The following is a 21126-nucleotide window of genomic DNA, read 5'->3' as shown; positions in this document are numbered from 1 at the left end:
TTCGTCTCCGTTTTTTATGTTTTGTTTTGTTGGAGCGAAAATAGCACAATGCGAATTATTCTCAAGGGCATAAGACTTAATACCGTTACAACTTTTGCGAAGGGGAAGTTTTTACAAGTTCTTGAATTTACGAGGTCTTTTGACGCCAAATGCCTTGAATAGCTTCTTCATATACTCGTCAATTGTGAGCTTATGTTGAGAGTATTCTAGGTCGAGTATGGCCATCTTTTCGAGTGCTTTATCACGAGTTGTAGGTAGAACGAACCAGAACTTCTTTTCAATATAGATTTTTGCAATACCTTTTTGGGTTAAATTTTTTATTTCATAGAGGTCATCTGTCATTGCGACAAAACTAAGCTTCATATTTGTACTCATGCTATCTGAGTAAATGTACTCATTTATTTGTTTAAGAATATCTCTTTCTATTTTTCCTTTATTATTTGTTGCAAGATAGGCGATTCGTTTTGTTGTGTATTTTTTTAGTTTTTCGATAAGTGACTCGAATCCGGCCATTACTTCTTTATCTTCGATAAAGTCAGTGTCAAATTTAGAAAAATAATTATCCATCTCTAAAAGAAAAATATGAGAATCCAGATCTATTTTAATCTTATCGATTGTAGTTATAAACTCTCGAATTGCTTTTAATGTTACCTCTCTCTTTTTCGTAAGGTTTGTATATAATTGTGTTTTATCAACATTGAAGTCAAATTTATTCAAGAAACTCATCATCTCTGATTCATTCGCATCGATAAACTCATATGAGTGTAGGAAGTGATTCACATCTCTAATGTCACTCGAAGACTTCAGGTAATCCCATAGCCATTCGTGCACGAGAATCCATGAAAGCTGTTCTTCAGAGATATTGCTAAATACTTCTTTATTAAAGAAAAAGATTTTACGTGCTGTCTTAAAACGTACAACTGCTTGAACGAGTGAGCAGTCTGCTGGCAGCTTAGACATGAGCTCTTCATCTTCAATATTGATTAGTTCATCTTCTGGTGACCAGTAGGTGCTATCACTGAAACTCTGCCTTTCTTTGTAGTTGGAAATAAACACACGAAGTGATTTTCCTAGGTGAGGGATTGTATTTTCTAGTTTTTCAATTATTGCCGCCGGAGTTGCTTCTTCATTTATGGCCATCTTATCACTTGAGTAATTTTTAGCGCGGTAGCTATCAAGTACCTCGATACTATTTCCACATAGTAGTATGTCTCCGCCATTACCAACACGCGATCCACCTGATGTACGCATCTGGCTTTTAAAGAGATCGATACTCTTCTTTTCATTATTTAAAAAGAAGTTTCCTTCATTTGTCTTACGCAGGTTTCCTGCTGCATCCTCAAGAATTTTAATGGCATTATTTGGCCTAGTATTTTCTTTATAGATTACATCTGAAAGATCGATATTATACTTCTGCTCAAGTGCTTCTAGATCATTCATGAGATCATCTTGATTTGCAAAGATCGAGATCGAAATAAATAAGGGAAGGAGTAGCGTTATAAACTTCATTCTTCTTCTACTTTGGTTAGTGGGAAAAATTGCAGGTTCATTTGATAAACACAATCAGGGTTGTCTTCAACGAACATCTCTAAAATTTCATCTTCAACTTTTCGAACAAATTGCTTTAGCTTGTTTAAGTTCTTTGAATTAACTGGAATCGTAAGTGCGGAAACATAGCGCTTATCGACTTCGATTTCATTAATGGCCTTATGTGCATTATCAAGCATCTGGTGATGAAAGTTTTGAATTGATTGGGATGGCATCTCGTCGTATGTATTAAGCCCATCTGTACAATTCTCAAGTTCACCTTGGCTATTTCTCTTAATCAGTCCTAGCTCAAGTAGTTCCTCTATTGCCTGTTCAACATCAGAAAGATTGACATCAAAGACTAATTTATTTGTTATCCACTCAGGATCAGACTTAAAATCTTTTAGTAGAATCATTTCTCTAATGGCAAAGTAGTACCATTTACAAATTCGCGAAAAGACTTCTTCTGAGAGTAGATTGAATTTTACATTATTCTTTGCTTTAATTTTTCGAAGTAGAGCAAGGTGAAGAGCAATATCTTTACCTTCAGACTTCTTAAGCTGAATTAGGTCTGAGAAGTAATCCACTTGCTCTTGCTCGTAATCAAAGTATTTATGGAATTTCTCAACAATCTGCTTACCTGGATGGCGATCACCATTTACGATCATTGTGAGGCTTGCCGTAGTCTTAAGCCCAAGCTGCCTTGACCACATACCAAAGCTAAAGTCTGCGCGAGACTCCTGCTTAAACTTAAAGAAGTCCTGTAGGTACTCCTTATAATCAATGTAGTCGTAAATATTAACCATCAGGTTATATAAAGCATATTTTGTGCCAATAAAAGATTGTGATATCAGGTGCTTGTAATTCTGAGGTGACTATTTAGTGATCAATGTAGCAGGAAAGTGAACAATAAAGAAAGTAGGGCCTAATACAAAACTGGTACTCCCAAGGGGCATCGTGCGGTAAAAGTGCCCCAAAGGGCAGTTTTGAAGCACAGATGAATGTGCATTTAGAAATCAAAGAGCGAAGCTCGCGTGATTTCGGATCGAAGCTAGTAGTTGGGAAATATTAATTTAGTGAAAGTTCGAATCCCTAGATAAATAGGGCCTAAAAATATAAAAGGCCAGATCTAAGATCTGGCCTAATATAAAACTGGTACTCCCAAGGGGGGTGTTAGGAATTTTAATTAATTCATATGTTTACACTGGAATTTAATACTTTCACTTAAAAATTTTATATTCTATTAATTTATATTGAGATATGTCGCAGTAAATGATGCTTAATGTTGTCTTTAAACATATTTTGTAACTCTTCATCAAATCCAAGTTCTTTAAATATAGCGATCAAAATACAACCGTATAATACTTCGTTTAAGTTGCCTATATTGATAGGGTTTATATAGTCTTTGAATCTCTTAAAACCGCCACTTTTCATTTTATTTGTGTGAACAATACAGTTTCTGATATCAGCTATGACTTTTCCAATTGATTCACCATTTTTAATAGGTGGAATGTTTAATTTAATGTCTTTAATTAAAGCCTCTGTTGCATACTCATTAATAAATATGTCACAGCATTTGTGTGTCGTGTTGAATACTCTGCTAATATGTTGCTCAATTCCGGCAATAGTTATTAAAAAGTGTTGAATACTAGATGGGGATAAGTTATTTCTTGAATGTGATACTTCATGGAGTAAATTCATTTCATCACTAAAAAAAGTGTGCCATTTATTTAGTGTGTCTGAAAAATTTTTAATGTAATTGATGTTTACATCATAAAAGTTAAATCTTGTTTCAGATGTAATATCGTTTATTGATTTTGTGTTTAGATATAAAGATTTTAATGTGTGTACTTTAGTGTCGTTAATGTAGAGTCTAATTGCAACAGGGTTTATGTTTTTAATTTGTATAAAGGAGAAAAACGCCTTAACTTCATTGATTATATTAAATGCATCTTTAATTTCAAGTGTGTTTCTTAAAGACTTTGCTGTAAAGATGTATTCAATGTTTTTCTTTAAGCTAGTCTGTGCATTCGGATAACGACCTTTCAATTCTTGATATTTATCGCTTAGTTCTTTTTTAAATTTATCATTATCTGTTATAAGATGAGACTTTACAAAGTTATCTATGAATGTCGCGGTAGCAGACATATGTAATTGTAACTTATATTCACTTGTTTTAGCTGTTAGAATTGGAGATCTATGGAAAGCTGTTTCTTCTGTTCCGAATGGGGCGCAAAAATCGGATGTAGAATTTAGGGAGAAGCAGCACTTATCAATTTTTTCATTAACGTAGTGGATTCCTGACAGTAAAGACTTTACCCGAATTTTAAATTGTGAACTGTTAATTGGGGACTTGAATGGATATGGATTGCTATAATGTAGTCCGATTAGAGATACTTTTCCTAACTCAACAACAAATCCATGAATAATATCTTCACTCTTTATTATATCTGACATACCTGTCGTCAAGTATACATCTAGCTCTATACCACTTGAGGGAGTGTATGTTAATTTACCAGGGAAGCGCTTCTCTGAATTACCATTATTAAAAAATTCACCAAACCATTCATATGTATTTGTATGTAGTAACTTGTTGGACATGTATTCTCCATAGATAGCCCTTTTTAGTGTGTATTATTTAAAAAATTATGTACAAAAATCTTAAAATCAATATAGATGTCTTTATTAGTTTTCATATGACCAGGATGACTGATTCCATTGTTGCATCTTAAGTAAGCGATGTCCCTTAGCATTCTTATATCTTTGATTGAAAGAGACTCCTTACCTAGGTTGTTTATAAGTAGACTAATGTTATAATTGTTTTGATTTTCGATTTGGTATTTGTATTTAGCAAACTCAATTAAAATATTATAAAGATGGTTTAAACAACGAGAAATATCACCTTTTCTCTCTGCTAGTGCAAGTTGTTTACACTGAAGTGGAAGAGATGGTATCTCCTTAAATAAGTAAGAAGGCGGTATTAATATTTGAGACGTATCATTGTTAATCTTGGTTATACTTCGCTTGAGTAATTTTATGTAGCTAGTACTTTCTTGTGATCTGCTCAATGTTTCACTTATATTTTCATCGAGTAGGTTGTTGATAAGTAAATACTCTACAAAGTGGTAGATTGAGTGATCTTTAAAATTTCTTTCAAAACTTTTTATTATGAATTGATTAAGGTCATCTATGAAATCTTTGTCGAAGTTGAAAAAGTTCAAGATTTGTTTTGGTGCAATTAATATATTTCTGTAGTTAAGATCACGCTCCGGATAATCCCAGTCTGAACAAGATTTAAGTGTTTTGTAGTAGTCTTCACTTTTTAGTTTTTCTTTCAGTTTTTCAATGAATAGCATGTTTAGAATAGAGGTTTGCGTAGTATTTAATTCTTTGATGTTCTCAAACATAAGATTCTTTATTATCTTTTTTGACTCCTGAATGACTTCATTATGGTCATTTATCTCGTGAAATTGAAGAGCAAAATCGCCTTGTCCGTTGCTTACAATACTAGCGTTGTCGAGAAACATGTCTATGTCATCAGAGGATGAAATATTGGTAATACTGCTCTTTTTAGAGTTCATTTGTAGACCAAGATGATTAGCGATATAAAATGATACGTCCGCAACTAGTGAGTTTAGGTCTGACACTTCAAACGCGTGGTTTTCAATGAATATATATATGTCATCAACATATCTAATGTATCGCCAATTGTTAGTGTTTTTACTTTGGTGTAAAAGTTTGTATATATAGTCATCTAGCTTATATAAGAATGTGTTTGCTATGTAACTTGATGTGATGTTTTGATTAGATACAGGTAAGCCTTTACTTGTGCTCATTAGTAAATAGAGATAGTCTGAAATTTCATCCTCAATAGCGTCAGAATGATCTTTAGTTAGTAGTACCTCTTCTGTTGTGTATTCTTTTATTGTTTTTAGTAGTTCTCTGTGATCTATTGAGTAATAAAAATCTTTTATATCCATCTTTATAATATGAAAGTTATTGCCTTCCCCGAAGATTTTGATAGCACTTTCCTTTAATCTTTTTAAAAAATCACTGTAGTCATCCTTGTATGTCACTGTACTTTTTTGAATGTTTTGAATATTTATGTCTGCACCATAGTAAGTGTGTACCCTGTTATTGAAATCAATATCTCTTTTGAAGTTCTCAAAAGTAGGGGTTATTAGTTCTTGTATATATATGCCGAGTGCTGTGTAGAGAATGAGAGACTCTTTTTCTAGAAAGTGAAATACTCGTGTCCCATTTAATCCTTTCGCTACATTGTAGTTCTTTCCTTTTAGATACTCATGATGATTGTAGAAATTACTGTGCTTAACATATTTGTCAAAAATAAATCTAGCATCTGGCTTATCTTTGTTACTTTTGTATATTAAGTATTCTATGTTATTAAAAGCATTAGCACCGGATTTTTCTTGAAGGTTTACCAAGTTTATAGCTTTAGCAATTCTCTCTTCTGTAAAAATATTTTCAAGCATGAATATTCCTTTGTATTGAAATATTTTATCAGAAAAAGATAAGAATATTATCCGGAATATAAATCCAGTATTATTATTTACTGATTTAAGAATTCGTTTGTTATGTACTTTTTGCTTATTTCTTCGTCTTCTATTAGTTCGATATATCTCTGTGTTTGATTTATTGTTTCATGGCCCATCAATCTTTGAATAACGGATATTGGAGTTCCTTTTTTGTAGTGCTCTGTTGCAAAGTAAACTCTAAGCATGTGAGGGGTTAAGTTGACCTTTGCATTAATAGCATAGCTTCGAAGAATCCTGCTTATACTGTCGCTTGTTAATGTGCCTCTTGGTGTATTATTTCGATATGAATTAAATATGTATAAATTACCCCTAGCTCTATTATTATTTATATACTTTAAAATTTCATGTTTTAAACTGTTGCTTATTGAAATATTCCTTTTTCTCTGCCCCTTTCCATTTATCATTATAGTATTTTTTTTGATATCTACGATTTTTAAATCTCTGAGTTCTTGTCTACGGATGCCAGTGTTTACAAAAATTAGAATAATGAGGAAATCTCTTTCTCCAATTATTGTTTTCGTATTTATTTGTTGCAACGTCTTTTGAATTTCTCTTTTTGATGGACACTTTGTTTTTTGAGCGCGTCTGTCTATCTTATATGGACGTACCATTTTGATTGAATTACTTGGAATTAGATCTGCTAAGTATAAATACTCAAAGAACTTTTTTACTGGAGCAAGTGATGTATTAATTGTGTTATAAGAAAGATTTTTGTTCTCAAGACTATTAATATACTGCTCAACCACCAAATGATTTATTTGATTTATACTTGTAAGCTCCATAGCCGAAGCCCACTTGAAAAATAGCTTTAATCTTTGCCTGTAACAACGTTGAGTTTGTGGTGCCCTTCTAGATAAAAATGCATTTAGCACTAGTTGATATCCATTTATTGAACCTGTAATTAGATCGCTATTCATTTAAACTCCTTGTTTTTTATATATTTACTTTCTTTGCATGAAGCAATGGGCCGCTGTAATTAATACTGAGTTATACATTGTGGGTGATGCTCAAAAAAACTCGTCACGAGTGTTTTAAGTAAGTTATTACTGTCCAAAAAATACATGATGGTGTTGTTTTATAGTAAGTAAATCAATGTCGGATAATATCCATTATACGACGTTGAAGGCTATTTTTTGGTACAGGGGGGGCAGTGCTTTGTTTTATATCCATGAATGTCCACATCATCATAAACACACTTTTGTTATGCGTGTAGTCTTCGATTTGTATTATCCGAGTAAACGGCCGAACTAACTGTAATTATTCCAATATTGAATTTTTCGAAAAATATTTCTTTACCCCTACATATTATCCGAATTGTTATTACTACATAGAAATAAGAGTAACTCTTTTTTGTAAGCGCTTACAACAAAACATTAAAACAAAAGGAACATACCACTATGTTAAACAGATTAACTCAAATTGTAGCAAAATTTTATGAACAGAGACTAACGGGCTCACTTGTTCTTTCATTTCAGTGTGGCACACCATACAGGATTACGACCAATGTTGACGAGGTCTTAAGTTGTCAGGAGAAAGATGAAGAGGAGGATTGTTAGTTTATGGAAAATCAAAAATACATTACGTTAAAAAAGATCATTGAGCCGGGGTTATTCCCGGCTGTTATGTGGTTGGTTTGTGGCTTAATAAACCGTAAGGAATTTATTTTAATTTCTGCTGCTGCAAAATTGGGAAAGACATTTTTCTGCCTTGTTCTAGCTATTACCGTTGCCAAGGGAGAGAAGTTTCTCGGTAGGTTTCCTACAAAAAAGGGGAAGGTACTGGTGATTCAAACAGAAGTTTCAGATGCAATGTTAGCAGAAAGATTAAGAACTCTTATAGGTGATGAAGATGTATCGGAATATGGTGAATCAATAATCTTTTACAATGAAAGGATTAAAATTGATTTACTAGAAGGCAAGAATAGGCTTGTCGAAATTTTAAGGGAAGTTAAACCTGATCTACTCATTCTTGATCCGCTTTATACGCTTCATAATAAAAATGAAGACTCCTCAAGTGACATGGCACCTCTTCTTACTGACCTGAAGACTATTGTGTCTGCTTTTAATATTGCATGTGTACTTATCCATCACCAAGGAAAGCGAAGTGAAAAATCAAATGGTAGTCAGCCGGGACATAAGCATAGAGGATCAAGCGCCCTTGCTGACGTACCTGATGCATCTTGGAGCTTGGAAAAAACAAAAGAAAAAGACTTGTTAAAGCTTTCGTTTGAGATGAGAAATCATGAGCCACTAGATACTTTAAAGATTAAGAGAGGGAAAAATATGACTCTAGAAGTGATTGGAGACCACGTTGAACAAAGTAGTGATGTAACAAGTGATGATATCTTTCAAATTGTTGATAGTGTTGGAGCAGTTAAATCGGGTGAGCTTGTCAGTTTAATTACGGAGAAATTTTCAATAAAGGAAAGAAAAGCTCGTAATGAAATTAAAAATGCAAATGAATTAGGAAAGGTGAATAAGAAAAACGTTGGGAAAAATTCTTTTTATTACACAAGAGAAGAACAACTGCACGACTGCATCCCCTTATAAGCGATGCATACGTGCAAATGTAAATGGAGAAAATTATGAATAAGAATATTAATGAAAATTATATTAAATCTAAACAAGCGTATGAGAACTGGAAGAATGGAGTAATTCCCAAGTGTGAACAAATAGTCAGAAGACAGATGCACTTTGAGGATGATCTCGAAAAGTTTGGGCTTACACCATTAGACATTATGAATTTAAACAAAGATGAGTTTGAGTTTAGGCATATTCCATTAAGCGATAAGATAGAAGTAAGGAAGGCGAAAGAATTTATTAAAAAGTACGAGTACCTTAGAAAGTTGGCTCAAAGGAACACCCATTACTTTGCAAGTTACTTCAAAGGTGAAATGGTTGGTGTGCAAGTTTTAAGTACTCCTAATATGTTTTCAAAAATACTTGGAGAAGACACGGCAAAGCTTGAGAAGGTTCTTAGTCGAGGTGCATGTAACTCGATTTCACCACCTTTTCTAAATTCGTGGCAAATATCTAAGACTATAGACTGGATGTCAAAAAATACTGAGTCGAGGCTATTCTATGGTTACAGTGATGTTTATGGTGCAGGCGAAAGAGGGATTATCTATAAGGCGTCTAACTTTATGTATCTTGGTGATAATTACGGCGGAAAAAAGGCATTGTTTGATCACTCTAATCCAGATAAGGGCATATTCTCTGATCGAGAGGCGAGGAAACTCGCCGCGTATAGGCGATATGCAAATGCCCTTGGTGTAAGTTGGGATATTTCGTGGAGTGAATCTGGACGCGTTAATTGGGGAAATATACCTGATGACGTTGAAACTGATCTTAGGTCGTCTAGTCGTAGCTACGTCGCTAGTTGTGAGAAAATTATTACACCACCAAAACGTAAATGGTTATGTATTAAGGGTGCAGATAGAAGAGAAACAAAATCACTACTTAAAAGATTTTATGAGGTTAACCCTAAGTTTTCACCATCTTCAAGAGTTGCAATAGGTGGTTTACCTTACCCTAATGATCTGGTTGGAGTATAGAAATGAAGGGGGATTTTAGAACGGCCTTCTCAAAGCCAATTTCATGTGCAATAAGTAGCGATACTAAAAGTATTGAAAAGCTAATGTCTGTAAATGATGTAGCAAGCTTTCTAAACGTATCTAAGGGGTACGTGTATCAGTTATGCCGAAAGGGTCTTATTCCTAAATATAAACGTTTAGGAAAGCTCTATTTTTTAAGAAATGAATTAGTAAGGTGGGTTAGGTATGGACAAGTTTGAAGTAGTTAATATCGAGACATTCGGTGATCTTTGGCAGGTGTATATTACTAACCAACTATCTAGTTTACAGCCACAAACACAACGGAACAGAGAAGAGTTGGCAAAGTTCTTTGATGGGATCACTGCGATCCCGTTAAAGGATTTTACATCAGAATTGATGTCGCAGTATTTAACTTTCAAGAAGCAACGATGCGTTAAGAATAAGAACCACAAAAGAAAGTCTTTTGATAATGAGTTAAAGCTATTGAGGACTGTTTTTAATTGGTATCGTGAGCACTTTGATTATCGCTTTGTTGTACCTATTACAAAAGCACACTGGAAGTTAAGTCGTATTACTTCTGAGAAGAAGACGATTAATAAGATGAATGAGCATGAATTAATTAGATTCTTAAATGCAATTGATAGTGAGGTATTTCGAGATCTTGCTATCTTCCAATTCTTGTTGGCATTAAGGGTTCAAGAGGCTGCTGGTGTAAGATTTGAGAGTATTGATCTTGATAAGGCAACTGTTTTGATTAAGGATGTCATTGTTTGGGGAAGAAATAAGCGATTTGAAAGTCTTAAGGAAGTGCCAAAAAATGGTGAGATTCGTTGCTGCCACTTAAGTAATGAATTACTTGATATTGTGAAGAGACGTTTTCAGTACCTTGATAAGGAACATGGGCTTGTGTTTCATGATAGAGGGCATCCATTAAGCTATAGGGCTATTCAGTATCATTATAATAAGGCTCTTAAGAAAGTAGGCTTATACGGTAAATTCTCATCAACTCACTTCATTAGACACTCTATGGCAACGCTTACTAGGATACACTGTGGAAGCTTAGAAGTTGTTCAAGCCGTTACAGGCCATAAAGATCAAAAGCTTGTGCAACACTATGCTAAATTTGCTCCTAGTAATCATCAAAAAATGGCCGTTAATTTATTATCTGAGAAACTCGCAGCTTTAAGTTCCCTATAGTTATCAGAGGTAAATAGTTGTAATTAATTGCAATGAAAAAAGTTTACGGGTTTCTTGTTGAGTACCGATAAGGGCTTTGAGGGGGAAGTATGAAACGAAATTTTATTGCATTAATTACATTACTGGGAATCATGAGCTGTGCAAGCGTTACAACAGAAGAAGGTAGCAGGGTTGTAGAAATGCACCACACTAATCCATTAACCGCTATGTGTACTGTTGTTAAGGACGAAACATATAATAGTAATGGATGGTTTTCCGGTGAAGATAAATTTGTAAACCACTTTAAAAACCAAGCTGCTGAGCTAGGTGCTAATACAATTTTTACGCCACTTGAAAATAAGGGGTACAATGTCTATAGAACGATTATGTTAGATTGTCCTAAGAGTGTTCATCTAGGAGACATCGCATATATTAAACAACAATGCTTAAAGCAGGATAATCAAAGTGCCTGTTCGGCAGCACGTGACTGGTACCATATTAGAAGGAATATTCGTGAAGCCGCTGAAATATCAAAGCACGCCTGTAATAAACTGAATGATGAAGCACAATGTGCACTAACAAGAGATTTTTATACAAAATATAATCTGTGCTACGAGAAGAACAGCGTCAACTCATGTATGGATATTTCGATGAGGGCGTATGAGCTGAAAGAAATAGGCTTGGCTATTGGTTACGCTACACAAGGCTGCCGAATCTCGTCTAAGGCTTGTAGAGTGGTTGAAATGCTAAGGGAAGCCAAAGAGTCTCAGGATAGGGATGCATATAGACGCCAATTAGCCTCACAGCAGGAAATACATATGATGAATCAGCAAAACCTTATGAATGAGCAACAACAGTTTTATCAGAATATGAATAGGGAATATAACAATAAGGTTATGAAAGAGTTCCTGAAGAATATTGGCGGTGGATACTAGCTATTTCTACGGCCTTGTTTGATAGATAACATAGTGGTAAATTTAGTGGATCATTAAAACTGGATTTAAAGTGGCACACCCGAATTTCATTTGCGCCGTAGATAGAAAACAAAAAAGCCAGACTAGGTCTGGCTTCTTTATAAAACTGGTACTCCCAAGGGGATTCGAACCCCTGTTACCGCCGTGAAAAGGCGGTGTCCTAGACCGGGCTAGACGATGGGAGCGCTAACTTATTTCCCGGATTTGGAAACCAAAAAACATAAAATGGTGATCTCTCTGCGACTCGAACGCAGGACCCTCTCCTTAAAAGGGAGATGCTCTAACCAACTGAGCTAAGAGACCATCTGTGTTTTGGTGAGATTGAATATAAGTAATCTTGGTTCAGAAGTCAACAGGGAATTTAAAAAAAATAAAAAAAAAGTGTAATTTTTTTAAGAAGTTAATTTTATTTACCCTTGGAATTTTTATCGCCCATCTTGTCATTAAAGGCCTTGTGAGCTAATTTAGCCCATTATTACTAGTGTTTTAAGAGGTAGGCTTCAGTGACAACAGAAGTAAATTCAATAAAAAATGATTTAGAAAATTTGGACGGAAAAAAAGTAGCGTTTCATACTTTGGGTTGTCGTTTAAATTTTTCTGAGACAGGAACGATTTCTCAGGGCTTTGTTGAGCGTGGGTATAAAGTTGTTGAATTTGGAGAGCAAGCTGATGTTACTTTTATTAACACATGTACTGTAACAGATAGTGCCGATTCGACTTGTCGTAATCTTATTCGTAAAGCACATCGCTCTTCTCCAGATGGAAAGATTGTTGTGGCCGGTTGTTACGCTCAAATGGATGCACCAAAAATTGCAAAGATGACAGGTGTTGATCTTGTTTTAGGAACAAGTGAAAAATATAAAGTCTTTGATTACTTAAACGAAGACGAAACAGATACAATCCATATTGATAAGTCGAAAGACTTCTTTGGTGCTGCTACTTCTAAAGAAGAAGGGCACACGAGAGCTTTTTTAAAGATTCAAGATGGGTGCAACTATGTTTGTTCATTCTGTATCATTCCTTTTGCTCGTGGACGCTCTAAAGCAGTTTCAATTGCTCAGGCGATAGAAGAGGCGAGAGCGGTCGTTGCTCAAGGTTTTAAAGAGATTGTACTAACTGGTGTAAATATTGGTGAGTATGAAACAACTTCTGGTGAAAAACTTTTAGATCTTTTAAAGGAGTTAAATGCTCTTGAAGGTTTAGAAAGAATTCGCCTAGGAAGTGTTGAGCCTAATACGATTACAGATGAGCTTCTTGATTATATGCAAGCTAATCCTAAATTTCTTGATCACTTCCATGTTCCAATGCAAAGTGGAAATGATGAAATTCTAACAAATATGAAGCGTAAGTACTCAGTTGAGGATTACAAAACGATTATCAATAAGATTATCACGCGTTTTCCAAACGCAGGGATTGGTGCAGATGTTATTTGTGGTTTCCCTGGTGAAACAGAAGAGCAATTCCAAGATACTTTTAATCTGCTAAAAGAATTACCAATTACTCACTTCCACGTTTTTCCATATTCTAAAAGAAAGAATACGGTTGCTGCACGTATGGAAGATCATATTCAGCACCCAGTAAAAAAGAGTCGCGTGAAGACTCTGATGATGCTTGGAGATGCTAAGCTTAATATGTTCTCTGAAGATTATATTGGAGAAACATCACAAGTCCTTTTTGAAAGGAAAGACAAGCAAGGCCTATGGGAAGGTTACACTTCAAACTTTATTCGCGTTAAAGTTGCACATGATGGTGATTTAAAGAATCAAATTCATCAAGTTCGCTTAACTGAGTTTAAAGACAATAAGGTTTTTGCTGAGTTATGCTGATTGCTGCGGCGCTCACGGTCTTTTTGACAATTAATTAACAATTAAAAACGTTTTCCTAACACAACTTGAACACTCAGGTAGGTGAAGTTTTATATTCTAGTCTTGTCAGTAGGAAACAAGGTTGGCAAGCCTTAGAATTTTTTGTTCTGCTTTTAAAAACTCCACTTGCCGATTTTAATTTCTCAAGTCCCTCTCTGAATCTGAAGAAGTGTCTTACTGATAAAAAATCTTTGTGCTACTGCGTACATCTCTCTCTCTCCCGCGGTGGCACAAGGGCTTTATAAATTAAAAATCCATCGCGCTTATAAAGATGCGATAGAGCATATACCACACACAATCTATGAGTAGCTTTGAATTAGGCACTCGCCTCAATGATGGTTTTCTGCGACGGCCATCTCAAAAAAAATCGACACAAGATGGATATAGGCCCTGAGATTACTCAGGGCCGAAGTTCTTAATACTTAGAAGTATTCTTTTAGGAATTTGATTTCAGATCTTTCTGGTCCGAAGGCAATGATACCAACTGGAATTTGGATCGCTTCTTCGATAAGAGCGATATAGTCTTTAACTTCTTGTGATAGCTCACCCTTGAAGTCATCGTTAAAGCCAGCAACTTCTTTTAGAATTGGTTTAACTTTCGCTAGATCAATTCCTGGATAAGCACAATCGATTGTACGACCTTCGTACTCATATCCTGTACAAACTTTAAGAGGTCCCATTTCAGATAATACATCTAGTTTAGTTAAAGCGATCGAAGTTAGGTTAGAGCATTTCACAGAATACTTTAGAAGAGGAAGGTCTAGCCATCCACATCTTCTCTTACGTCCTGTTGTTGCGCCGAACTCACCACCCTTTGTTTGAATATCTTCACCCATTTGATCAAAGAGTTCAGTAGGAAATGGCCCTTCTCCAACTCTTGTTGTGTAGGCTTTTGTTATCCCTAGAACTTCTTCAACTGTTCCACCAGGAAGACCAGCTCCCGAGTAGATTCCTGCGTATGCAGTTGATGAAGATGTTACGAATGGGTATGAACCAAAGTCGATATCAAGAAGTACACCTTGAGCTCCTTCAAAAAGGATTTTCTTTCCAGCACGCTTGGCTTCATCTAGAAAACTAAATGTATCACAAACGAATGGTTCAATTTCTTTTGCAAGTGTCATCAGTCTTTCAACTTCTTCTTCAACACTTGGGTATTCGCACTCATATAGGTTTTTAAAAAGAGTTTCTTTCTCTAAAAGGTTTGCTTTTAATTTTTCAGTTAGGATCTCTTTGTTAAATAGATCTTTTACCTTAATTCCTTTGCGAGAGATTTTATCTTCATAAGCTGGACCAATACCTTTACCTGTTGTTCCAATCTTAACAGGTCCTTTCGCTTCACGTTGACCATCTAGTAGACGATTGTAATAAGTGATAACAGAAGTGTTTGAAGATATTTTTAGCTTTTCAGGGGAAACTGATAGACCAGAATTCTTTACATTTTCTAATTCATTAGAGAATGCTTCTGGATCAAGAACGACACCGTGACCAATAACTGAGACACAGTGATCATGTAAAATACCTGAAGGGATTAAGTGAAGAACAACTTTCTTTGTGCCAACGATAATCGTGTGACCAGCGTTATTTCCTCCTTGGTAGCGAACAACAACATCGCATTTTAAACCAAGTAGGTCTGTGATTTTTCCTTTACCTTCATCTCCCCATTGAGAGCCAATAATCGCAAGTGATTTCATAATTAAGCTTTAACCTCATGTAGTAAATTATCGTTTAAAAAGAATTCTTTAAGTTGATTTACGGCCATCTCTCCAACTCTTAGTTGAGCTTCATCAGTGGAAGCTCCTAGGTGTGGAGTAAGAACAAGATTAGAAATCTTGCGAAGAGGTGAGTCTTCTTCTAATGGCTCAGTTGCGAAAACATCAAAGCCTGCTGCTTTAAATTTCTTTTCCATAAGAGCAACAGCTAAGTCTTCCTCGTTAACAATTCCACCGCGAGATGCGTTTACGAGGATTGCATGAGGTTGCATTTTATTAAATAAGTCCTTGTTCACCATACCTTTCGTTGCATCCATTAAAGGAGTGTGAAGAGTGATGATGTCACAAGTTTCAAAAATTTCTTCAACTGTATTTGCTTTCGAAACATAATCAAGTTCACTTGATTCGCAGAATGGGTCAAAGAATTTAACTTGTGGATCAAATCCTTGAAGACGTTTTGCAACGATCTTTCCAATTTGACCAAAACCAACGATACCAACTTTTTTATTAGCTAGCTCATTTCCAGTGTACTTTGATTTATCCCATCCACCATTTTTCATCGTGGCGTCTGCTGCAGCTGTATGTCTTAGAACTGTCATCATAAGAGCGATAGCGTGTTCTGCTGCTGAGTTATTATTGGCACCTGGAGTATTTGAAACTTTAACCCCACGCTCGCCACATTTTACTTTATCAATATTATCTGTTCCAGCACCTGCGCGGATTACATATTTAAGATTTGGAGCAAGTTCAAGGTACTCTTCTCCAATTGTTGTTGATGATCTAATAACAAGAGCATTTGCTTTTGGTAGTAATTCTTTAATCTCATCTTGAGTTAATTTTGCTTTTGGGTGAACTTCTAATTCGTTGATAGCTTGTAGAGATGCAAAAACTTCTGCATCCATTCCATCACAAACGACGATAAATGGTTTCACTCAGGCCTCCATGGATTTTTTAAGTTTTTCTTGTATTGCGATTATAGAACGCAACTTGCTACATGTAACCCTAATATTAGAAACTTTTTGTAAGTTGCTATTTAGTTTTTCGTTAACCATAATTATCATGATGCAAAAAAGTAAAAGTATGAAAAATATAAGAATTTTAAAGAAGTTATTAGGTATACTTATATTCAGCCAACTGTTTCTATCAGCTTCTCTTGCTTCCTATATTCCTGAGGGATATTTTGTTAGTCACGAGCATATGATTAGGGATTATCAAATTACTCAAGAGTACTCGAAAAGGGATTTCCTATCTTATATTTTAGAGCAGAATCCATCAGTTTCAATGGCCGAAGGCACTCTGATTACAGAGCGAGTTATCGAAGTCGCTGATCAATTTGGGGTAGATGCGAAGCTATTTCTTGCCCTGATTCGAATGGAGTCAAATTTCATGCGTGGTGCGGTCTCTCCAACTGGTGCTGTGGGTTTAACTCAATTCACATCAATTGGGGCCCAGGAAGTATCTGATCAGCTAGGGCAACGAGGCCCAAGTTATGCAAGCTTACAAAATACACTCTATCTAAATAATATTTTGCTAGACGGCATGCCTGAGTGGAGTCATTTGTGGTTGCGAGAGAGGACATGGACGCAGCAGAAGCTACTGTTTTTAGAAGATCTCGACCTGTCTCTCGTTTATGGGGCAATTCTATTAAAGGTCTATCTTGCAAAGAACTTCCAAGATGATCTCATGGTCAACTACTATGAGGCATTAGTTGACTACAATGGCGAACCTGGAGAGAGAAAATATTGGTATGCGCGCACAATCTTAAAGTTTTACGATGAAATCTAAACTGATTCGTGCTAGAAATTCCTTATGAAAAATATTCAAGTAATTAAAGCCGATATTACAACTCTTGATGTTGATGCCATTGTGAATGCAGCTAATAGTGAACTTAAAGCTGGAGGGGGCGTTGATGGTGCCATCCATGCTGCCTGTGGTGAAGAACTTGCCAAAGAACTTGCTGAAGCTGGTGGTTGTCCGGTTGGAGAAGCGAGGTTGACTCGTGCCTTTAATATTCCTGCGGAGTTTATCATTCATGCTGTTGGACCAAAGTGGGAAGGTGGAGCAAATGGTGAAGCAGATTTACTTGAAAAATGCTATATCTACGCACTCTCTCTTGCCCTTGAGAATGAATGTAAATCAATTGCATTCCCATGTATCTCAACAGGTATCTTTGGCTACCCAAAAATTGAAGCGGCCATTACTGCGACTTCAGCGGTAAAGAGTTTTGATGCTATTGAAGAATTTGATGATGTGATCTTCTGTTGCTTTGATGATGAAAGTTATGAGATCTACAAAACAATTCTGTAGCCTCTAAAAAAGAGTGATCTCTTAATAATACTTGAGTTAATTTACCCTTCTTCATTTTAGAATTTCTGTGAACGACTGATAAGATACATAACAGAGGCACAGTCATGAAGAAACGAAGAGTGTTCACTATTTTATTCCCCTTATTGGCCATCATTATTCTTGTGGCCTGTCTTGGAAGGGGTCACAATCTTAGAAAAATAAGAAGTGAGATGATTTCAGATCAATCACTGAATATCGCCTCAAGGGTTCCGGCCAGTACCTTTGTTGAAGGTGAAGAAGAAGTCGTTATTGGGAACTTCTTCGATATCTCAAGGCCAAACTCTCTCGATGATAGCGTTGGTTTTATACAAGAAGGTAATTGGTTTCAGGATTCCTTAAAAGGATATCAGGGTAGTATCAGCCGCTACACCAATGATTCAAGTGCAAGGGCCATCTACACGACTGATCTTTTAGGTGATTCGACTTATTGTATTTGGTACTACCGCGTGCCATCAATGAATGCAACGGACAATGCAATCGTTGATATTTTTGATGGTGTTGAAGAAATCGGTCTGGCCAACTTTAGCCTAAGACTCCCAAGTAACGAGAAAGGCCTTTACCCTTTAGGTGAATTCTCTTTTACCTCAGGGCAGGAGAGTCGTGTGATTATTTCAAAGGGTGCTGAAGATCCGCTGCTTTTAAGAGCTGATGAGGTAGTTTTTAAAAAGCTAGGAGATTATGAAGATTGCCAAGGAATGATTTATAAAGACCTTGATGAGAGTGCAACAATTGTGGCCAAGGCCATTGATCAGAAAACTTTTAAGGGAGTAGATGGTTATCGTGAATATGGTGACTGGGTAGATAGTAAACTTAAAGGAGCTGAAGGTAATAGTGTGCGCATGAGTGAAGATGAGTATGCTTATTCAACTTATAGCTTTATGCCAAAGAGATCTGATTATTGTTTACAAATATACCGTCCAACTGTTGTCGGCGCTCTTTCGAATGTTAAAGTGAGTATCTTTCAAGAAGATGTGGAAATCTTTACGACTTTTGTTAGTTATAATATGCCCGAGACCAAGAGTGGTTGGGTAGGTTTAGGAAAGCATGAGTTCAAAGAAAATGAAATTGTGACGGTGATCTTTGAAAGAGATCCTCGCGACATCGGCTTACTTCTAAGTGATGCCGTGAGGTTATCGATAGTATCTAAAGATAAAAGTTGTGATTAAATGAGTAGGTGGTAAGTCACAAATGCTCCACCATAGGCGAGAGCTGTCATATAGCCAAACATTAGGAAGACATGTCCCCATCCATCTGTTTCTCTGCGAACAATCCCAAGAGTCGAGATACATTGCATAGCAAAGGCAAAGAAGATTAGTAGTGACCAAGCAACGGCCGTGTTAAATACTGGCTCATTTGTTTCTGGATCAATTTCAGCACGTAGTCTTTCTCTTAGAGTTGTTGATTCTTCATCCACATCACCTAGTGCATAGATTGTTCCCAGAGTTGAAACGAAGAGCTCACGTGCACCCATTGCAACAGTGATCCCAACTCCCATTTTCCAATTGTATCCAAGAGGCTTAATAACTGGCTCAATTAATTTTCCAAATTGGCCAATTGTTGAATGCTCAAGAGAAATTGCAGCAGCTTCAGCTTCTGTTTTTCCAACAAGCATCTCTTGTGCTGGTTTTGGAAAAGTTGATAGAAACCAAATAACCATTGAAAGACCTAGGATGATTGTCCCGGCCTTTTTAAGAAATACTTTCCCTTTGAAAATCATTGATTTAAAAGCAGGTTTAAAAGTTGGCATTTGATAAAGAGGTAGCTCAATAATGAATGAAGTTGTACTTCCCTTATAAAGAGTTAATCTAAAAATCTTTGCAATAATAAGGGCCACAATACTTCCTAGGAAATAAAGGAAGAAGAAAGCAAGTGCTTGAGAGTTAAAGATTCCAAAAACAGTTTTCTCAGGAACAAATGTTCCAATTAGAAGAATATAAACAGGTAGCCTTGCAGAACAAGTAATGAGTGGAATCGTCATTAGTGTTGCAAGTCTTTCTTTCTTATCTGAAATTGTTCTAGTTGCCATAATGGCAGGTACAGAACAAGCAAACCCCGAAAGGTATGGAAGGAAGGCCTTTCCATTAAGTCCAAAGTAAGACATCGCGCGGTCTGTGATAATAGAAGCACGTGAGATATATCCACTTTGTTCAAGAAGACTAAGTAAGAAGAAGAGAATCATAATTTGTGGAAGGAAAATAACAACTCCACCAACACCTGCAATAATTCCATCAACGATAAAGCTATTTAACATACCTTCTGGAAGTAGGGTTGCAACGTATTCTCCGAATACGCCAACTCCGCCATCAATTAGATCCATGGCCGGGCCTGCCCATGTATAAATAGAGTGGAAGATTAAGTAGAAAATTGCCAGAAAGATAACTCCACCTAAGAATGGGTGAAGAACGAATTGGTCAATCTTATTTGAGAGTTGAATTAAGCTCTTATTTTTACCAATAGCATATGATGCTTTTAGATCTCTTGCTTCTCTTTGGTACTTTTCAATTTGGGAAAGCGCTGATACTTCATTTTGAAGTTCAACAAATTGATCTTCCTCAAAGCTTACATTGAACGGATTGTATTCCGTTGATTCATTTGAAAGTTTAATTTTACCTGATGGTAAAAGGATTTCGTCTGAAGCATTCTCTCTTAAGAAGTTCTCAAGAGTTGCTCCACTATCTCTCATTGTCGAGAATTTGATATAAGGAACACCAATATGTTCACCAATTTTATCAAAGTCGTAATTCTTTGTTACATCAAGGTCGTACTTGTTGAAGATGATTTTAATCTTTCCACCAAAGAGCTCCTTTACAGCAAGAGCAAGTGAAAGAGAAGAATCCAGACGAGCACAATCAACAACACAAACGATTTCGTGAAATTCTGTTACTTGATTATTTCTTCCAATTAAAGTGGAAACAGTTACAGCTTCATCAATAGAAGAAGGAACTAGTGAGTAGATACCTGGAAGGTCTACAACTGCTAACTTTTCTTCATGACGTGAATTTGAAATAAGACCTGCTGTGGCCGTATCAACAGTAATACCATTGTAATTTGCAACCTTGCGATTTGCTCCTGAAAGAAGATTAAAGATCGCTGACTTCCCTGAGTTTGCAGGGCCAATAAGTAAAATTTTTCTCATTAATGTAATTCCTCAACATTGATGAGACTTGCTTCGCTTAGACGAAGGGCAACTGTTTCACCATCTGTTAATCTAAGAGTAAGCGGGGAGCCTAGGAATGAAGGAGCGATAACTTGAATTGCATCACCTGGAAGAATTCCAAGCCCTGTCATGATTGTCTTATGTTTAAGTCCCTCATCAAATGAGAGGATCTTAACATTTACGCCTTTTTTAACCTTCGATAAAACCATATTTTACTCCATACGTCTCAATGGGCTTACTATAGTTTTATTAGTCAAACTTGT

The 21126-nt window shown here is 36.0% G+C and carries 19 protein-coding genes and 2 tRNA genes; 10 read left to right on the top strand and 11 right to left on the bottom strand.

The window, feature by feature from the left end; translation table 11 throughout:
- Window positions 1–111 precede the first annotated feature (111 nt).
- From ACRXC1_RS13895 to ACRXC1_RS13875, 5 genes are all read right to left on the bottom strand, one after another.
- Window positions 112–1509 (bottom strand): hypothetical protein, encoded by a 1398-nt coding sequence (locus ACRXC1_RS13895; RefSeq protein WP_433659646.1) that lies wholly within the window; start codon window positions 1507–1509, stop codon window positions 112–114.
- Window positions 1506–2333 carry a TIGR02147 family protein gene (locus ACRXC1_RS13890; RefSeq protein WP_433659644.1) on the bottom strand — a complete coding sequence of 276 codons (828 nt, stop codon included), beginning with the start codon at window positions 2331–2333 and terminating at the stop codon, window positions 1506–1508. The genes ACRXC1_RS13895 and ACRXC1_RS13890 overlap by 4 nt, the downstream gene beginning before the upstream one ends.
- Before the next feature lie 442 nt (window positions 2334–2775).
- Window positions 2776–4128 (bottom strand): hypothetical protein, encoded by a 1353-nt coding sequence (locus ACRXC1_RS13885; RefSeq protein ID WP_433659642.1) that lies wholly within the window; start codon window positions 4126–4128, stop codon window positions 2776–2778.
- A 23-nt stretch (window positions 4129–4151) separates the two neighbouring features.
- Window positions 4152–6020 (bottom strand): RNA-directed DNA polymerase, encoded by a 1869-nt coding sequence (locus ACRXC1_RS13880; protein ID WP_433659640.1) that lies wholly within the window; start codon window positions 6018–6020, stop codon window positions 4152–4154.
- 77 nt (window positions 6021–6097) lie between these two features.
- The gene (locus ACRXC1_RS13875) at window positions 6098–7000 is read right to left on the bottom strand and encodes a tyrosine-type recombinase/integrase (protein ID WP_433659638.1); all 903 of its coding nucleotides are present in this window, start codon (window positions 6998–7000) and stop codon (window positions 6098–6100) included.
- Between the two features lie 480 nt (window positions 7001–7480).
- Here ACRXC1_RS13875 and ACRXC1_RS13870 point away from each other — a divergent pair, with 480 nt between their 5' ends.
- From ACRXC1_RS13870 to ACRXC1_RS13845, 6 genes are all read left to right on the top strand, one after another.
- Complete coding sequence (locus ACRXC1_RS13870; protein WP_433659636.1) at window positions 7481–7639, top strand: hypothetical protein; 159 nt, start codon at window positions 7481–7483, stop codon at window positions 7637–7639.
- 3 nt (window positions 7640–7642) lie between these two features.
- A complete protein-coding gene (locus tag ACRXC1_RS13865; protein WP_433659634.1) occupies window positions 7643–8632 on the top strand; it encodes an AAA family ATPase in 990 nt (329 codons plus the stop codon).
- 35 nt (window positions 8633–8667) lie between these two features.
- Window positions 8668–9636: a hypothetical protein gene (locus ACRXC1_RS13860; protein ID WP_433659632.1), complete on the top strand. Its 969-nt coding sequence runs from the start codon at window positions 8668–8670 to the stop codon at window positions 9634–9636.
- Window positions 9637–9638: 2 nt separating this feature from the next.
- Window positions 9639–9875, top strand: coding sequence for a helix-turn-helix domain-containing protein (locus tag ACRXC1_RS13855; RefSeq protein ID WP_433659630.1), 237 nt, complete (start codon window positions 9639–9641; stop codon window positions 9873–9875).
- Complete coding sequence (locus ACRXC1_RS13850) at window positions 9862–10833, top strand: tyrosine-type recombinase/integrase (RefSeq protein ID WP_433659628.1); 972 nt, start codon at window positions 9862–9864, stop codon at window positions 10831–10833. Before ACRXC1_RS13855 ends, ACRXC1_RS13850 begins: the two co-directional genes overlap by 14 nt.
- A gap of 89 nt (window positions 10834–10922) precedes the next feature.
- Entirely contained in the window at window positions 10923–11747 is an 825-nt protein-coding gene (locus ACRXC1_RS13845; protein WP_433659626.1) for a hypothetical protein, read from the top strand.
- 146 nt (window positions 11748–11893) lie between these two features.
- On the opposite strand, the gene ACRXC1_RS13840 is transcribed toward ACRXC1_RS13845, so the two are convergent.
- Together ACRXC1_RS13840 and ACRXC1_RS13835 are read right to left on the bottom strand one after the other, a co-directional pair.
- Window positions 11894–11971 (bottom strand) — tRNA-Glu (locus ACRXC1_RS13840).
- A gap of 41 nt (window positions 11972–12012) precedes the next feature.
- Window positions 12013–12089: transfer RNA gene (locus ACRXC1_RS13835), tRNA-Lys, on the bottom strand.
- Between the two features lie 200 nt (window positions 12090–12289).
- Between ACRXC1_RS13835 and mtaB the strand changes: the two genes are divergently transcribed.
- On the top strand, window positions 12290–13612 hold the full coding sequence (gene mtaB, locus ACRXC1_RS13830; protein ID WP_433659624.1) for a tRNA (N(6)-L-threonylcarbamoyladenosine(37)-C(2))-methylthiotransferase MtaB: 1323 nt from the start codon (window positions 12290–12292) through the stop codon (window positions 13610–13612).
- Between the two features lie 461 nt (window positions 13613–14073).
- On the opposite strand, the gene ACRXC1_RS13825 is transcribed toward mtaB, so the two are convergent.
- On the bottom strand, window positions 14074–15342 hold the full coding sequence (locus tag ACRXC1_RS13825; protein ID WP_433659622.1) for an adenylosuccinate synthase: 1269 nt from the start codon (window positions 15340–15342) through the stop codon (window positions 14074–14076).
- Window positions 15343–15344: 2 nt separating this feature from the next.
- Window positions 15345–16292 (bottom strand): hydroxyacid dehydrogenase, encoded by a 948-nt coding sequence (locus ACRXC1_RS13820; protein WP_433659620.1) that lies wholly within the window; start codon window positions 16290–16292, stop codon window positions 15345–15347.
- A 148-nt stretch (window positions 16293–16440) separates the two neighbouring features.
- On the opposite strand from ACRXC1_RS13820, the gene ACRXC1_RS13815 reads away from it, so the two are divergent.
- The 3 genes from ACRXC1_RS13815 (at window position 16441) to ACRXC1_RS13805 (ending at window position 18872) form a co-directional block, all read left to right on the top strand.
- On the top strand, window positions 16441–17145 hold the full coding sequence (locus ACRXC1_RS13815) for a transglycosylase SLT domain-containing protein (RefSeq protein ID WP_433659618.1): 705 nt from the start codon (window positions 16441–16443) through the stop codon (window positions 17143–17145).
- Window positions 17146–17169: 24 nt separating this feature from the next.
- On the top strand, window positions 17170–17667 hold the full coding sequence (locus tag ACRXC1_RS13810) for a macro domain-containing protein (protein ID WP_392858362.1): 498 nt from the start codon (window positions 17170–17172) through the stop codon (window positions 17665–17667).
- A 104-nt stretch (window positions 17668–17771) separates the two neighbouring features.
- On the top strand, window positions 17772–18872 hold the full coding sequence (locus ACRXC1_RS13805; RefSeq protein WP_433659616.1) for a hypothetical protein: 1101 nt from the start codon (window positions 17772–17774) through the stop codon (window positions 18870–18872).
- Here the strand turns inward: ACRXC1_RS13805 and feoB are convergent.
- Both feoB and ACRXC1_RS13795 read right to left on the bottom strand, forming a co-directional pair.
- Window positions 18869–20842 carry a ferrous iron transport protein B gene (gene feoB, locus ACRXC1_RS13800; RefSeq protein ID WP_433659615.1) on the bottom strand — a complete coding sequence of 658 codons (1974 nt, stop codon included), beginning with the start codon at window positions 20840–20842 and terminating at the stop codon, window positions 18869–18871. The two genes, ACRXC1_RS13805 and feoB, sit on opposite strands and share 4 nt — an antisense overlap.
- Window positions 20842–21072, bottom strand: coding sequence for a FeoA family protein (locus tag ACRXC1_RS13795; RefSeq protein ID WP_392910430.1), 231 nt, complete (start codon window positions 21070–21072; stop codon window positions 20842–20844). Before ACRXC1_RS13795 ends, feoB begins: the two co-directional genes overlap by 1 nt.
- Between the last annotated feature and the right edge of the window lie 54 nt (window positions 21073–21126).

Source organism: Halobacteriovorax sp. GFR8 (assembly GCF_050955245.1).
Classification (GTDB): domain Bacteria; phylum Bdellovibrionota; class Bacteriovoracia; order Bacteriovoracales; family Bacteriovoracaceae; genus Halobacteriovorax_A.
The sequence above is the reverse complement of the archived record's forward strand: the minus strand, read 5'-3'. Positions and strand labels throughout refer to the sequence as shown.